The 15,904-nt window shown below is 41.5% G+C and carries 12 protein-coding genes and 1 riboswitch; of the genes, 1 reads left to right on the top strand and 11 read right to left on the bottom strand.

Features of this window, described 5'->3' with window-relative positions; all coding sequences use genetic code 11:
- Positions 1 to 107: 107 nt before the first annotated feature.
- The 10 genes from BA1_RS05690 to BA1_RS05645 all read right to left on the bottom strand — a co-directional run bounded on the left by BA1_RS05690 (position 108) and on the right by BA1_RS05645 (position 12,745).
- Complete coding sequence (locus tag BA1_RS05690) at positions 108 to 1,499, bottom strand: glycoside hydrolase family 28 protein (RefSeq protein WP_008356594.1); 1,392 nt, start codon at positions 1,497 to 1,499, stop codon at positions 108 to 110.
- Positions 1,500 to 1,519: 20 nt separating this feature from the next.
- Positions 1,520 to 3,013, bottom strand: coding sequence for a UxaA family hydrolase (locus BA1_RS05685; protein ID WP_008356592.1), 1,494 nt, complete (start codon positions 3,011 to 3,013; stop codon positions 1,520 to 1,522).
- Positions 3,010 to 4,467: a tagaturonate reductase gene (locus BA1_RS05680; protein ID WP_008356590.1), complete on the bottom strand. Its 1,458-nt coding sequence runs from the start codon at positions 4,465 to 4,467 to the stop codon at positions 3,010 to 3,012. Before BA1_RS05680 ends, BA1_RS05685 begins: the two co-directional genes overlap by 4 nt.
- Before the next feature lie 58 nt (positions 4,468 to 4,525).
- A complete protein-coding gene (locus tag BA1_RS05675) occupies positions 4,526 to 5,536 on the bottom strand; it encodes a LacI family DNA-binding transcriptional regulator (protein ID WP_008356587.1) in 1,011 nt (336 codons plus the stop codon).
- A 68-nt stretch (positions 5,537 to 5,604) separates the two neighbouring features.
- Positions 5,605 to 7,041, bottom strand: a complete 1,437-nt coding sequence (gene uxaC / locus BA1_RS05670; protein WP_008356585.1) for a glucuronate isomerase — start codon at positions 7,039 to 7,041, stop codon at positions 5,605 to 5,607.
- A gap of 137 nt (positions 7,042 to 7,178) precedes the next feature.
- Entirely contained in the window at positions 7,179 to 8,933 is a 1,755-nt protein-coding gene (locus BA1_RS05665) for a HAMP domain-containing sensor histidine kinase (protein WP_008356582.1), read from the bottom strand.
- A gap of 3 nt (positions 8,934 to 8,936) precedes the next feature.
- Positions 8,937 to 9,659 (bottom strand): response regulator transcription factor, encoded by a 723-nt coding sequence (locus tag BA1_RS05660; protein ID WP_008356581.1) that lies wholly within the window; start codon positions 9,657 to 9,659, stop codon positions 8,937 to 8,939.
- 173 nt (positions 9,660 to 9,832) lie between these two features.
- Positions 9,833 to 10,648, bottom strand: a complete 816-nt coding sequence (locus BA1_RS05655; protein WP_008356578.1) for an ABC transporter ATP-binding protein — start codon at positions 10,646 to 10,648, stop codon at positions 9,833 to 9,835.
- A 21-nt stretch (positions 10,649 to 10,669) separates the two neighbouring features.
- Positions 10,670 to 11,692: a FecCD family ABC transporter permease gene (locus tag BA1_RS05650; RefSeq protein ID WP_008356577.1), complete on the bottom strand. Its 1,023-nt coding sequence runs from the start codon at positions 11,690 to 11,692 to the stop codon at positions 10,670 to 10,672.
- On the bottom strand, positions 11,693 to 12,745 hold the full coding sequence (locus BA1_RS05645; protein WP_008356576.1) for a FecCD family ABC transporter permease: 1,053 nt from the start codon (positions 12,743 to 12,745) through the stop codon (positions 11,693 to 11,695).
- 259 nt (positions 12,746 to 13,004) lie between these two features.
- On the opposite strand from BA1_RS05645, the gene BA1_RS05640 reads away from it, so the two are divergent.
- Complete coding sequence (locus BA1_RS05640; RefSeq protein ID WP_008356575.1) at positions 13,005 to 13,943, top strand: iron-hydroxamate ABC transporter substrate-binding protein; 939 nt, start codon at positions 13,005 to 13,007, stop codon at positions 13,941 to 13,943.
- Between the two features lie 38 nt (positions 13,944 to 13,981).
- On the opposite strand, the gene BA1_RS05635 is transcribed toward BA1_RS05640, so the two are convergent.
- Entirely contained in the window at positions 13,982 to 15,391 is a 1,410-nt protein-coding gene (locus BA1_RS05635; RefSeq protein ID WP_008356574.1) for an amino acid permease, read from the bottom strand.
- Between the two features lie 192 nt (positions 15,392 to 15,583).
- A riboswitch (Lysine riboswitch) is annotated at positions 15,584 to 15,762 on the bottom strand.
- Between the last annotated feature and the right edge of the window lie 142 nt (positions 15,763 to 15,904).

Below are 15,904 nucleotides of genomic sequence, written 5' to 3'. Positions count from 1 at the left end.
TTCTGTTCTTATAAAAGGAAAAAGAAGACACAGGGCTAAAATAAAGTTCATTTTAGCCCTGTGTCAACAATCTGAAACAGCCTTCAAACAGGCTGTTTTCATTTCCTCTATTGGTTTATTTGTTCACCATTCATGATGACTCTCTGAAAAGAAGGAGCTACTGCATGCTCTAAAGAGAGGGGATACGTGACATCATCAATGACACAATCTTTCATTTTAAAGTGCGTGACTGGAGAATGTGGGTATGCGGCTATTTTCACACCATATCGTCCGCCGCTGCTTTTTAGCCCCTCGACTTCAATATGGCGAACGACAGGCTTGTGCGGGCCGGCATCTCCTTCCTCATACATCATGTCGATACAGACAACCTCATGCTTTAAGCTTTTGACTGTATTATTTTTAAAATAAATGTGTTCAATGGTACCGCCCCTGACAGAGTTGGTTTTGATGCGCAGTGCCCGATCGAGATTTGGGCTGTCCATGATATTATCCTCTGCATAAACATATCTGACCCCGCCAGAAATTTCGCTCCCTATCGTTACTCCACCGTGTCCATCACGCATTTCATTTCTACGAATGACAATGTTTTCAGATGGAACTCCGATTCTCCGGCCGTCCTCGTTTCTGCCAGATTTAATCGCAATACAATCATCTCCATTATCAAAGTAACAGTCTTCAATGAGCACATTGCGGCAAGACTCTGGATTTACACCGTCTGTATTTGGTCCATGCCCGATAATATTGACCCCGCGAACGATGACGTTTTCACATAACACCGGATGAATCTGCCACATCGGCGAATCCTTCACTGTCACTCCTTCAATGAGAATATTTTGGCATTGGTATGGCTGTATAAAACTGGATCTTAAATAATGTCCTTCTCCGAACACTCTTTCTTCCACTGGTATTCTTTTTTCAGCCATCTCAAACAGAAGCTGACGATCCCGATCCTGGGAGGGCTGACCATTTGTTCCATACTTCCAAGGCCACCAATGATGCTCATCACCTCTCCCGTCAAGTGTACCACTGCCTGTAATGGCCATATTTTCTGCATGGTGAGCATAAATAAGCGGTGAATAATTATAAAGCTCAATTCCCTCATATCTTGTCAATACGAGTGGTAAGTAATCGCGTGGGTCTTGACTGAATGTCACATAGGCGTTCTCATGGAGATGAAGCTCTACATGGCTTTTCAATTCAAGAGCTCCTGTCAAAAATGTCCCTTTAGGAATGACCACACGCCCCCCTTTCAAACGATGTGCGTCATCAATTGCAGACTGAATAGCATTTGTCGAAAGCACTTCCCCTTTTTCGTCTGCACCATAATGAATCACATTGAACTCACGATCGGGGAACATTGGCGCTTTTATTTGCTTTAACACATGATCCATGCCATTTGCTTCTTTGTCTTTCTTTCCTTGCTTTGCTAAACGTGCGAGTCCGATTCCGGTTAGTACTGTTCCTGCTGTGATATACATCAAATCCCGTTTTTTAGACATTTCCTCATCCCCCAGTCGCCTTAAAGTGTGACACCTGTTTTAAAAATAGCCAGCTCTCTAAAATTGTTTTTTTCATGATTTAATTGCTTTCCACTCGCCACATCAATAATCGTTGAAATGAATTTTTCTAGCACCACTTCTTCAGGTACATCCTCAAGCAATTCCCCAGCATTAAAGTCAATCCAGTGTTTTTTTGTTTCATATAAGGCAGTATTCGTCGAGACTTTCATCGTTGGGACAAACGTGCCGAACGGTGTCCCTCTGCCTGTCGTAAAGAGCACCAGCTGACAGCCAGACGCTGCAAGGGCAGATGAAGCAACTAGATCATTACCAGGCGCACTTAAGACATTCAGCCCCTTTCGTTTCAGCAATTCTCCGTATTTCAACACATCCTTAATAGCGGAAGTACCCGCTTTTTGTGTACAGCCGAGAGATTTATCTTCTAATGTCGAAATTCCTCCTGCTTTATTTCCCGGGGAAGGATTTTCATATACTGGCTGTTGATGATCCATAAAATATTGTTTAAAATCATTGATCATTTGCACAATATTGTCGAAGGTCTCTTCTGATTCCGCTCTCTCCATTAAGATGGTTTCAGCCCCAAACATTTCTGGCACTTCGGTTAATACGGTTGTTCCGCCCTGCGCCACAATAAAGTCGGACAGTCTGCCTAACAGCGGATTTGCAGTAATGCCAGAAAAACCATCTGATCCTCCGCACTTCAAGCCAATTTTCAGCTCAGATAACGGAATCTCTTCACGTTGATCTTCTTTCGCCGCATCATAAATTTCCTTGAGTAAAGCGACTCCAGTCTCTATTTCATCTCCTACTTCTTGGCTCCTTAAAAATTTCACTCTCGTCTGGTCATACTCCCCTAATGTCGCCTGAAAATCTTCAATGTCATTGTTTTCACAGCCAAGCCCTAGAACGAGTACCCCTCCAGCGTTTGGATGCTTGACAGCATTTTGTAAAATGGTTTTTGTATTTTCATGATCGTCCCCCAGCTGTGAGCATCCATAATTGTGCTTTAATACTAACGCCGTTTCAAAAGGATGGATGTTTCCGCCCATTTCAGCGGTAAATATTTGAATGATTTGATCGGCGATGCCATTGACGCAGCCCACTGTAGGGACAATCCAAAGCTCATTACGTATCCCACTTGCACCATTTTTTCGTTTATAGCCTTTAAATGTCAGATTCGTTTTTTCATAGGGATTTTCTGTTAAAGAAGGCTGATATTCGTAATCGAGCTTACCTGATAGATTCGTTTTAATGTTATGCGTATGCACCCATTCTCCCTTAGAAATAAGTGTAGTTGCATGACCAATCGGATAGCCATATTTGATGATATTCTCTTTTTGCTTGATATCAGCCAGTGCAAATTTATGGCCTTTGGCGACGGTTTCTTTTAAGACGACTGTATGCTCCTGGTACTGAAGTTCCTCACCTTGCTCAAGCACTTTTAAAGCAATCCCTACATTATCTGAAGGATGAATCACAATAAAGTCTCTCATGCCTTCTCCCCCTGACTTTCATATTGATGATGGAGCATTCGGTCAACAGCAGCTCTCATCCCGTTTTCATGGATGAAGGTAAGCTGCTTGGCTACTGCATCATTCAGCCCTTCTATACTCGTTAAGTCCATCCCCCATATTGCCTCACTTGAAAGAATATGATGAGCCATGGATTCATAGGAATGATTCATTTCTTCCCGCGCTTCCTTCATGATTGCCATCACAGTCTCATCATCCTTTACCTTATCTGTATTGACTTGATAAAAATAAATAAGACTACTGAGTGAAAAGACAAGCTTCATTGGCAGCTGTTTTTTTAGCGCAACATAATCAAGAAGGGATGGGAGAATACGCGCCCGAAACTTAGAGACACCATTCAATGCAATATCCAGCAATTGATGCTTCACAAACGGGTTGCAGAAACGATCCCAAACGGATTGTGTATAAAGAAGAAGCTCATCTTCAGGAAGGGGCAGACCTGGCAGCACTTCCTCCTCGAGCATACTTCGGATGAACGAACCAACAAGCTCATCATCCACAGCTTTTTTTACAGTATCTAAACCACATGAATACGCGATTGGCACCATCGCTGTATGTGCACCGTTTAAAATACGGACCTTGCTCATTCGATAAGGAGTGATATCCTCCACAAAAAGCACGTTTAGCCCTGCTTCTTGAAAAGGAAGCTCTTTTTGAACAAATGCGGGTGCTTCAATGACAAACAGATGATAATATTCTGCCGTGACAAGCAATTCGTCGATATATCCGTCTTCCTTTTGCACAGCTTCAGCTGCTTCCTGTGAAAATCCCGGGACAATTCGATCAACAAGCGTATTACAGAAGGTGTTCGCTTTCTTCAGCCAAGTAACAAAGTCAGGCGGAAGATCCCACTCAGCTGCCATAGCAGTCACGTATTCTTTTAATCTATCACCGTTTTGCTCGATCAATTCACAAGGCAGGATGATCAGTCCCTTATTCTCATCTCCTGCAAATGCTTTAAACCGATGATATAAGAAGGCTGTCAGCTTTCCTGGAAAACTTACCTGCGGTCTGTCTTCTAACCGATCCTCTTTTCTTAATACAAGTCCTGCCTCAGTTGTATTAGAAAAGACGAAGCGCAGATCAGGACTTTCCGCTACGTGTAAAAAGGCCTCGTAATCTGTATACGTACTGATTCCCCTGCTAATGGATTGAATGACGATACGTTCGTTCATTTCTTTTTGATCATGAAAGCCCTGAATACATAAAGTGTACAAGCCGTCTTGTTCATTTAAAGCCGTAACTGATCCTTTTCGAGGAGGAACAACAACGGCTCTTCCTTTAAAATCTGTACAGTCGTTTAGTTTCTGGATGTGCCAATTGATAAACCCTCGCATAAAATTCCCTTCACCGATTTGCAAAATCGTTTCTGGATACTCTGCCACCGGGTAGACAGCTTTGGATAATCGCTTCAAATGGTTTCCCTCCCTGCATATATTGCACACGTGAACATTTTTGATTAAAAGATGCAGATCACTGCACCTTTTTGACTGAATCTCTGATCATTAGTTCTGTGTGTACATACACTTTTTCCATATGATCTTCTTCTTTCTCTTCACCGTTTATGACTGAAAGGATCGCTTCTGCTCCAAGCGCACACATTTTTTCAATCGGCTTTTTCACTGTTGTGAGAGCTGGTGTGGTATAGGATGAAAATGCAATATCATCAAAGCCGATAATCGACATATCGCCTGGGCACGTTTTCCCTTTTGCATATAGTGCATTCATCGCACCAATGGCCATGTCATCGTTTGAGCAAAAAAGGGCTGTTGGCGGCTCATCAAGATTCAGCAAGGCTTCCATTGATTCATAACCGCTTTTCATGTGATAGTCACCTTTGATCATATATTCCTTCTTCATTGGCACATGATGATCAATTAATGCTTGCAGAAAACCAGCTTTTCTTTCTTGAGTCGATTTAAAGCCTTCTTTCCCTTCAATGATGGCGATTTGTTGATGCCCCTGCTGAATGAAATAATGTACAGCTTGGTATGCCCCTTCACTATCATCAGCTAATATATTCATCACTTCATTACTTTCCACACGGCGATTCAGTACAATAATCGGAATGCCCTGTTTTTTCACATGATGGATAAACGCTTCATCATGCTCACTTTGACTCATGAGCAAAATTCCATCATAGCGTTGTTTATGAATGGTTGTGTAATCATGAAAGTCATCAATTCCTCTCACAAACAAATGATAATGCTCTGTCATCACACTGTTAACACCCTTTAAAGCATCAACAAAGAAACTCGAAGATGTGCCTTCTGTTAAACTCGTAAAAAACAGACCAATTGTAAATGATTTTTGGGAGACAAGGCCTCTGGCATGAACATTCGGTGAATAGTTCAGCTGTTTTGCAATCGACAATATTTTTTGTTTTGTTTTCTCTTTAATAAAAGGACTGTTATTCAAAGCCCTTGATACCGTGGTATGAGAGACGTTTGCCAATTTTGCTATGTCTTTGATTGTGACTGTCATGCGATTCCGCCTTTTATGATTTTTTATCATCTTATCATAAAACCGCTTTCATTATCTTGCCTTATTGTTCATGTGATCTTGCTTTTTTGCGGCAGATCCTTGGCTCGATCAAATTGAAAATACTGCTTTGCATTTTCATAGCTGATTCCTTTCACAATTTCCCCTAGCAGTGAGAGATCGTATGGCGCTTCTCCTTTTTCTACCCAATCTCCGATGATGTCACAAAGCAGTCTGCGGAAATATTCGTGTCTTGTATACGACAGAAAGCTGCGTGAATCTGTCAGCATCCCAATAAAACGGCTGATCAGTCCGATACTGGAAAGAGCCATTATCTGCTCTGTCATTCCTTGTTTCGTATCATTAAACCACCAGGCCGTGCCGTGCTGAATTTTCCCAGGTGTCTTCCCATCTTGAAAGCTGCCAGCTAACGTTGAAATCACGACATTATCCCTTGGATTCAAGGAATAGAGAATGGTTTTTGGCAGTGCATGTTCTTGTTCTAATCGATCTAATATTCGGCAAAGGGGCTTTGCTATGTCCTCATCATTCATTGCATCAAATCCCGTATCTGGTCCAAGCCGCTCAAACATTTTCGTATTGTTGTTTCTGAGCGCATTGATATGAAGCTGCATTGCCCATCCCCGCTTGCTATATGCCTGGCCTAATTCAATAAATGTATGCGTTCTAAATTGAATCTTCTCATTTTCCGTCAATGGATGGCCAGACAGCCTTTTATGAAAGATGGTGTCCACTTCTTCTTCTGTCGTTTCTTCATAGGTCATTTCATTGATGGCATGATCTGAGATCAAACAGCCCTGCTCATGGAAAAAGTCAATTCTCACATGAAGTGCTTTTAAGAAGTCTTGATAAGACTGAATTGGAATAGCTGATGTCTCTGCCAGCTGATGAACATACTCGATAAACAGATCATTCGTTATATCCAGTGCCTTATCTGGCCGAAACCCTGGCAGCACTTGCACAGAAAATTCTTCTTCCCGTAATTTTTGGTGATAGTGCAGCGAATCGATCGGATCGTCTGTGGTCACAACCGTTTCGACATTTGATTTCACAATGAAATCTCTCGCACCAAACCCGTCACCCTGCAGCTTCTTATTTACTTTTTGCCAGATGATGTCTGCATTCTCTTCATTCAAAAGTTCTTCGACTCCAAAATACCGCCTCAGCTCAAGATGAGTCCAGTGATAGAGAGGGTTTCCTATGGTCATCGGAACGGTCTTCGCCCATGCTAAAAATTTCTCTTCATCTGATGCATTTCCTGTTACGTGTGTTTCGGGTACGCCATTGGCTCTCATCGCACGCCATTTGTAATGATCTCCGTAAAGCCATGCTTCGGTTATATTTTGAAACGTTTTATTTTCATAGATTTCTTTTGGACTTAAATGACAATGGTAATCGATAATCGGAAGGTCCTTTGCAAACTCATGGTATAGCTTTTCCGCCGTTTGACTGTTCAATAAAAACTGCTCATCTAAGAAGGCTTTCATCAAACTCCCCCATCTCTTATATTTATGAAAATTAATTTGTTCACGTTAACATTTTTATTGTAATCGTTTACAAAATTGATTTCAATCCTAAAAACAGAAAAAAACGATCTTCTTTAGAAAAGAAAATCGTTTTTTGGCTATTTTACAGATGGTGGTTTTTTAAGGATAATCGCAATAGTTGTTCCTTTACCTGGTTCACTTTCAACTAGAATATCACCGTCGTGCAGCAGGACCAGCTCTTTTGCAATCGCCAGCCCTAATCCTGTTCCATTCGTTGGATCATTCGTATTTGTTCCTCTATAGTAACGATTAAATAAGTGATCAACCGTTTCTTGCGCCATTCCGCGTCCGTTATCTTTCATTTCGATCCGAACTTCTTCATTTGTTTCAGATAGCACAGCTATAATATGAGTACCTTTTTGGTTATGCTTAACGGCATTTGCCAGCAGGTTCTCAATGACTCGTCGAAACCAAGCTTTATCAATTTCAAACGTGACACCCTCTGTTCGATCTTCAAAAGATGACGGATAATCTTCAGAAAATGAGCTTCTTGAAAACTCGTCCATAATGGATGCTAAAAATTGACCAAGATCGACAGGTTTTCGATTAATAGGCAATGCACCATTTTTCAACCGATACGTGAGATTTAAATCCTCAATCAAGGTCGACATGTATTCTGATTTCTCACGAATGACTTGTCCCATTTCCATGACTTCTTCCTTTGACCATTGGTATTGATCTGATTCAAGCATCAAACCATAGCCATAAATCGTACTAAGAGGCGTTTTCAAATCATGAGACAGCCCTGCAATCCATTCTTCCCTTGTGGTTTGAATTTTTCTTCGGTTTGCTTCATTCTCTTTTAACGTATTTGTGAGCTGATCCATTGCTTTGAGAATATCCTCAAACAGCCGGTACTCCCGCTTAATACGGCCTTTTTTATTTTTACTAACTGGGATGCCTTTTCTGTTTGTTGGCTCCTGCAATTTATTTCTTGATAGGAAAATCAGCCAGCGAATAATGTGATAGATCGGCAGTCCGTAGCGATACGAGTACCATAATGTCATCACAACAATAATAGTGAGTGCAAGACCTGCAATCAAGAACGTTGTATATTGGTTTAATGCCTCTGTCTCTTTATCATAAAGCTCATCTGGGCTGTATACTTTGTTTGGCACCGAAACAATCATATACAGACCCTTATTCACTTTGATGTAAGACAGGTCACTTCTAAACTCCCAAGGCTTTGATTGATACTTGAGCAGTTCAACATCCGTTACATTATTTTTCAAATCACTTTTCGCTCGAATGCCTTTTAAATATTTTCCTTCTTCATTAAACAGGTGCACCGATCCATTCATTCTTTTCAAAAATTCTTTCGTTTCAACTGAATATTGAGATAGTGCAGCCAGGTTTTTCTCGTGCTTCTTAAGATAATTGGCTACCTTTGTACTGTTCGTCTTAAATCCATATAATACTATAAAGCTTTCTTGATCAATCTCAATTGGCCAGAAGTACATCTTATAATCTTTAAATTGTCTTTTTTCAAAGATCTTGATCATTTCATCCTTTTCATAGGATGTTGGAATGTTTTTAGGGAGGTGATAGCTATAGACGTTGTGTTTTTTTGAATCAATTACTTGCAGCCAGCCGTCCCGCTTTTTTACTGCTTGTTTGAGCTGATCATCGGCTTCCATTTTTCCATCCTCGTTAAAATAGAGCCAGCTCATGAGTGTATCTCCATCTGCCTTTGTTAAACCGGTTTCAGTCATATTCTCATAGTGTTTCTTATAATAAAGATTTTCAGAGAATGTATTTCCAATCAGCAAAATGGCAATGACAATAAACATTTGCCCGACAAAGTGAAAGAAAAGTTTTGTTCGTAAATTCATAAACTAATGAAGAACCTTCACAGGCTGCGGAATGAATTTATAGCCCATACCACGAATCGTCACAATATATTCGGGATGACTTGGATCTAATTCTATCTTTTCTCTCAGCTTTCGGATATGAACCATGACGGTGTTGTTATCACCATACGATGGTACGCCCCATACTTTCTCATAGATTTGATCTTTTGAAAGTACCACATTCGGATGATCACAAAAATACTTCAACAAGGACAAAAGCTGAGCAGAGCATGCCGTCACCTCTCCTCTTACTTTCAATTCAGCTGCATGAGGATGATAGGAGAAATGGGCATATTCATATTGGCTTTGAGCCTCTTCCTGCTCCTCCTGTAAGGAGATATATGTTCGGTTTAAGTGCGCCTTAATTCTTGCCACTAGCTCTAGCGGATTAAAAGGCTTTGTGATGTAATCATCTGCACCTTGTGCAAATCCAGTCAATTTATCTACATCAGACGTTCTAGCTGTTAAATAGAAAATGGGTGATTTCGTATATTTCCTTATTTCAGGCAAAACATCAAAGCCAGACTTACCGGGCATCATCACATCTAGAAGTAAAAGGTGAATGTCCTCGTTCTTCACAATATCTAATGCTTCATCTGCATGGTAGGCTTTATAAATATGTTGAAATCCTTCTTTTTTTAATACGCGTTCAACCATTTTTACAATTGCTTCTTCGTCATCTGCAATCAATATTTTTGCTGTTTCCACGCATCTCTTTCCTTTCTAGCTATGATCTCTAACCGTATATTACCATTGTCTAAAGTAAAAAAATACCTCTTTTCTGCATAAAAGCGAAAAAAGATCGACTTGAAAAAAAGCAGCACCATATTTTCAGAAGACGAAAAAAACCCGGTATCCCTACCGAGTTTTTTGTCCACCTATTACCCGTTCACAGCTTCTAGCTTTCTTTCATGATTCATTAAATCATATGTTAAACAAATCGGCTTATTCGTTCTAGGATCAAGAACGATTTCTGCATCAATGTGGAACACCTGACTAAGTACCTCTTTGGTCATGACCTCATGAGGCGTACCGTCTTTAATGACTTTCCCTTGATTGAGGGCAATCATGTAATGTGAAAAGCGCGCTGCATGATTCAGGTCATGAATCACCATCAGTACGGTTCGTCCCTGCTCTTTATTTAAGCGTTCTAATAACTGAAGAATTTCGAGCTGATGAGCAAGATCCAAATACGTCGTTGGTTCGTCTAATAGCAGCAGCTCTGTTTCCTGAGCGAGCGCCATTGCAATCCATACACGCTGACGCTGTCCACCAGATAGTGCTTCAATTGGACGGTCATGAAAGGCAATCATTCCCGTCTCCTCAAGCGCCCATCTGATGATTCGTTTATCCTCATTCGTTAGACGTCCAAATCCATTTTGATGCGGAAAACGCCCATATGATACAAGCTCATAGACTGTCAGCCCACTTGGTGCTTCAGGAGTCTGCGGTAAAATCGCCATTTGTTTTGAAATGTCTTTTGTTGGCGTTTGATGGATGGCCTGACCATTTAAGTAAACAGCGCCTTGATGGGATTTCATGATACGGGACATGGTTTTTAAAATCGTTGATTTGCCGCACCCATTCGGTCCAATTAATGTGGTCACCTTTCCTTTTGGGATACTGATATTTAGATCGTCGACAATCAAACGGTCATGATAGCCAATACAAAGCTTTTCTGTTTCGAGTGATTTCATCTGTTGTACTCTCCTTCCTCATTAGTTTGTTTTCATCAATAAGTAAATGAAGTACGGTGCGCCTAAAGCAGAAACGACAAGTCCTACTGGCACCTCTGATGGAGCAAGTATGACGCGGCCAAGTGTATCTGCGAGTAATAATAGTAGTGCGCCGATCATAGCGGAAGCTGGTATCATTCCTTGATGCTTCGGTCCAACAAGCTTTCTCGCAAGGTGTGGTGCGGCTAATCCTAAGAAAGAAATACTGCCTGCCACAGCGACACTTGCACCTGCTAATGCTACTGCAATCAGCATGAGAAAACTTCTTTCTTTATGAACGGAAATCCCTAAGCCATAGGACAGTTGATCACCTAAATTCATGATATTTAAGTAGCGTGCCCTTACAAGCGCTAGTACTAAGAAAATCAGCATCCATGGCAGCACAGACAGGACATACGTCCAGCTTGAGCCCCAAATGCTTCCCGACAGCCACACAATGGCTTGGTTAAAATCATTTGGGTTCATTTTTAATTGAATCACTACAATGGCTGCTGAAAATGCAGCATTGACACCAATCCCAGTTAAAATCAATCGAACAGGTGTGATCCCCTTTTTCCACGCCAGCACATAAATGAGAAATGCAGCAAAGCCTGCACCTGCAAAAGCGAAAAGCGGCAATACAAATATCGTGAAATCACCTAAGTTCGACATCGAGCCTTGAAATGCAAAAATAAACAAAACAACTGCAAAGCCTGCACCCGCATTTACACCTAGAATGCCGGGATCAGCTAAACCGTTTTGAGAAACACCTTGCCAGATGGCACCTGATACAGCGATAGAAGCGCCAACAAGTAAAGCAATGACCATCCTTGGAAGTCTAAACTCGAATAGCACTAGCTCATCCATTTCACTACCGAATCCAAAAAATGTTTTTAATGTATCCATCGGAGAAATCCGAATTTCTCCGGTATTTAAACTGATCAGGAACACAGCCATGATCGCTAAAAAGATCATAAGCATCGTTCGTTTGTATTTCTTTCTCTTTGCTTGCTGTACCATTTCCATTTAAATTCCGCTCCTTTCACGTCTAGCCAAATATAAGAAGAAAGGAACGCCTATAATGGCTGTAATGGCACCAACTGGCGTTTCAAAAGGAGCATTGACCAGCCTTGCAGCAATATCTGCATAAATGAGCAAAACAGCTCCTAAAATAGCTGAGCATGGGATAATCCAGCGATAGTCCACTCCGACCAAGAATCGAGTAACATGAGGAATCACCAGCCCGATAAAGCCAATAGAACCGGCAACTGACACAGCAGCACCTGTTAAAAGAATCACGACCAATATTCCAAGTACCTTGACAGTTCGCGTATACTGTCCAAGTCCTTTGGCCAATTCATCACCTAAGCTCAGAACAGTAATCGAGCGGGCAAGAATCATCGCGATAATTAGCCCTGCAACCGCAACTGGAATGATGATCTTAATATTGCTCCAATTCACACCAGCCACGCCGCCAGCGTACCAAAAGCTCATATCTTGGGCGACGTCAAAGCGGATGGCAATCGCTGAGGAGATGGAGCTTAAAAGTGCTCCAACAGCCGTACCAGCTAGTGCGAGCTTCACAGGAGTCAGTCCCCCTTTTGAAAGAGTCCCAACACCAAATACAATAGAAGCACCAAGTGCCGCACCTACAAATGACCAAAGAATTAATGTGAAAGAAGATTGGCCTGGGAAAAAAGCAAACGCAATGGCAATCGCAAATGCTGATCCATTTGTCACACCCATGATTTCAGGAGACGCAAGCGCATTTCTTGTCATGCCTTGCATAATGGCACCCGATACGGCTAAAAAGGCACCGACGAGTGCTGCCCCAACTGTACGCGGCAGCCTTAATTCCCGAATGATTTGATGTGAAGTTTGTTGTGGATCAAAATAAAAGACGGCTTCCCATACGGTGTGTAAATGAATGTTTGCCGCTCCTAACGATACTGATAAAAAAAGACCAAATGCTAAAGCAATGATTCCTATGATGACAACAACTGCTGTTCCAAAGGGCTTCGTGACAATATCGATTGCATCGTCTTTGGCTGGCAGCTGTTTATTCGATTGTGAGCCCAAAACCAGTCTCTTCCTTTCCATTCATATCTATTTCTCATTACTGATAATGATTATCAATCTCGAAGTCTAGTATATCACTTTCTTTTCTTTTTGAAATCATTGTTCTGATAATTTTCTTTATTTTCACCAAAAAACCGGGAGAATTTCACCATTTTCATTTCGGTCCTAAAATAGACGATGCATTTTTGCTTCCATCATGTTACGATATAATCGAAATTGAGAATCATTATCAAAAACAACTGAATAGGAGAGAACTTTTGTGAATAAACGAACTGGACTTCTTTTGATTTCCTTCATCACCCTTATGCTTTTTACCGCTGCTTGCGGCAGCACTTCAAATAAAGAATCTGGCGCCAAAAAAGATGCCACGATCACCTATCAAGATGTAAAGGGTGAGGTCGAACTCCCCCAAAATCCGAAGCGAATTGTGCTTCTTGCAGAAAGCTACTACGGGGACCTCGTAACACTTGGCAAAACCCCAATTGCTGCAACTGCGCCCATCTTTAAAAACCCTTTCTATAAAGGAAAAACGGATGGGGTTCAAAATCTAGGGAAAGCCCCCTCTGTTGAGAAGGTAGCCGCACTTAAGCCGGATATGATTATTGCTTGGGATGAAGATCAGAAATTTGACCAATACAAAAAAATTGCACCAACCGTCGCAATTAAATACAATCAATATTCTTTTAAGGATCAACTAAAAGAATTCAGTAAAATGACAGGCACATCAAAAAAAGCTGCAGATTGGATCACAAAATGGGATGCCAAAATTGCAGAAGTGAAACCAAAGGTAACAAAAGCTGTTGGAAACAAAACAGTATCCATCGTATCACCATTTGATAAAGGCATTTATATTTTCGGAAACACCTTTGCACGCGGCGGGGAAATTATTTATGACGAGTTGAAATTAAAAGCACCGAAGGCCGTCCAAAAAGAAGCCATCGACAGCGGTGTCGGTTATGCAAACATTTCTCTTGAGAAACTTCCAGAGTTTGCAGGCGACTATATTTTCACCAGTCCGTGGAGCGGCTCAAAAAGTAATGGTGAGCAGGTATATAAAAGCAGCATCTGGGCATCACTTCCTGCTGTCCAAAACAAACGCGTATTCGAAACTGATCCGATCGGTTACTTCTTTAATGACCCTGTATCACTGGAAGGTCAGCTTGAATTTATTGTGGATCGATTAACATCAGCATCATAAAAAAAAGACGTTTCTCCAACAGCGGAGAAACGTCTTGCTTATTCTGCTTCTTTAGCAAATTTCTTTGACATGAATGGATACAGTAAAATCCCTACTAAGAAGAGACCAATTCCAAGACCAAATGTTTTCAAATCAGCTGTTCCTGAAATAATGACCCAAGCTGAATACCCCATAGCAGCAAGCGCGATGATCCCGTCTCTTGCTCGATTGCCTTTTTGGAGATCATATGTGTCGCCTTGCATAATGACCTTAAAGCTGTAGATCGACGACACGATATACGGAATGAGATACGCAAGTGTCGCTGATGTTGTTAAGAAGGTAAAAGCTTCATTGATCGTACGTGACATGACTGAAAAAATAAACAGCTGTGACATGATATTTGTGACAGTCAAAGCGAAGGCAGGGCTTCCCTTTTTGTTTGTTTTTGCAAATACCGCTGGGAAATCGCCAGCCTTTGCTGCTTGATACGGTACTTCAGAGCCTAGTAAAATCCAGCCAAGCATCGAACCAAATAAACAAATGATTGCAAGAAGTGCCATGACAATCCCGCCAGCTGGCCCAATAATCAGCTGAAGTACATCTACGAATGGTTTGTCTGAGCCTTGCAATTGATCATGCGGCAAGACGCCCATCGTAATCAGCGTAATAATCATGTAGATAGACAGTGCAATTAAAAGTCCTGTAATCGTCGCACGTTTGACATCACGCTGCGAGGACGCTCTTCCTGATAAAATCACAGCAGATTCGATGCCGATAAATGCCCAAAGCGTGGAAATAGCCGCATGGTGAATTTGGCCTCCAAGTCCGAGCACTCCTTCTCCATCTGATGCTGCAACAGGGAAGTAATAATGTTCAAATAATGCGGTTTGGAATGCGAATAAGCCCGCTACAATAAAAAGCACAAATCCAAGCACCTTTGAAAAGGTCGTAATAAAATTAAGTTTACTTGCTGCACTTAAACTTGTGATTAAAATGGTATGAGTTCCCCATAGAAGGATGGTACATACGATAAAAGTCATGAGCTGACCAAGTGTGATCGCTTCTTTCCCAAAGGTCAAAATTTCCGTCTTAACGGTTAGAATAGGGAAAAAGGTTGTTAAATACCCGGCAAGACTTGTAATGATGGCGACATTACTAATCCAGCTCGCTACCCAGTAGCCCCAAACCATTGTAAAACCGGCTGCTTTTCCTTTTTTCGGGTCTTTAAAAAGCGCTCTCGCATAGCTTTGTGGCCCAGCTGTCAGCTGCGGCTTATGGATGGACAAATGTCCAAATACAAATGCAATCATCAGCACACCGCCACCTGTGACAAGCCAAGCCATCGTCACGCCTAAAGGACTTGCGTGCTGGGCAAGTGTACTTGGCAGCATAAAGATGCCTGACCCTACCATATTTCCGACGACAAAAGCCGTCAATAACCAAAAACCCCATTTTTTTGTCTGTTCCATTTTCGTACCTCCGTTATATTCACTTCGGACCAGACCCGGCAGTATCTTCATTGATATATTTGTGAAGCAATGACTCGCATTCTTTATGTTCATGTGGGGTCACTTGTTGTACAGTATCCCCTTTTCTTAGACAATCAGAACATAAAAAAAAGCCTGAACAAAAGTCCATGCTTTTCAAAACATACACCTTGATCTCCGGATAGCCCTCCACGCTTCAAAGACGTGGCAGTCCTGCATTTATTCAATGCAGACCCAGCATAAAGAAAGTTGGAGCTTTCTCTACACTTCGGCGCTGATGCCTTTTTTCTCATGATCTACGATTCCATCTCTCCCATGAGTGACTCATCATCCGCGCAACCTCTACCTCACTGAGACATAGCGTGAGGATTTCTATTCATTTTTTACTACACGAAGGTTATCAAACATTCTCACATCTGTCAAAGGGAAAATCATAGAAAAAAGGCAGAGAAGCTTTTCTCTGCCCCAGATTGTTGGACAAAGGGCTAAAATGAA

It is taken from the genome of Bacillus xiamenensis (genome assembly GCF_000300535.1).
In the GTDB taxonomy this organism is placed as follows: Bacteria; Bacillota; Bacilli; order Bacillales; family Bacillaceae; genus Bacillus; species Bacillus xiamenensis.
Note: the sequence above shows the minus strand (reverse complement) of the source record. Positions and strands in the feature narration are given on the sequence as shown.

Coding starts and splice junctions, on each gene's coding strand:
- BA1_RS05635 (WP_008356574.1), bottom strand. CDS start 15,391: ATGGAACAGACAAAAAAATGGGGTTTTTGGTTATTGACGGCTTTTGTC.
- uxaC (WP_008356585.1), bottom strand. CDS start 7,041: ATGAAAGCCTTCTTAGATGAGCAGTTTTTATTGAACAGTCAAACGGCG.
- BA1_RS05685 (WP_008356592.1), bottom strand. CDS start 3,013: ATGAGAGACTTTATTGTGATTCATCCTTCAGATAATGTAGGGATTGCT.
- BA1_RS05650 (WP_008356577.1), bottom strand. CDS start 11,692: ATGGAAATGGTACAGCAAGCAAAGAGAAAGAAATACAAACGAACGATG.
- BA1_RS05690 (WP_008356594.1), bottom strand. CDS start 1,499: ATGTCTAAAAAACGGGATTTGATGTATATCACAGCAGGAACAGTACTA.
- BA1_RS05655 (WP_008356578.1), bottom strand. CDS start 10,648: ATGAAATCACTCGAAACAGAAAAGCTTTGTATTGGCTATCATGACCGT.
- BA1_RS05665 (WP_008356582.1), bottom strand. CDS start 8,933: ATGAATTTACGAACAAAACTTTTCTTTCACTTTGTCGGGCAAATGTTT.
- BA1_RS05675 (WP_008356587.1), bottom strand. CDS start 5,536: ATGACAGTCACAATCAAAGACATAGCAAAATTGGCAAACGTCTCTCAT.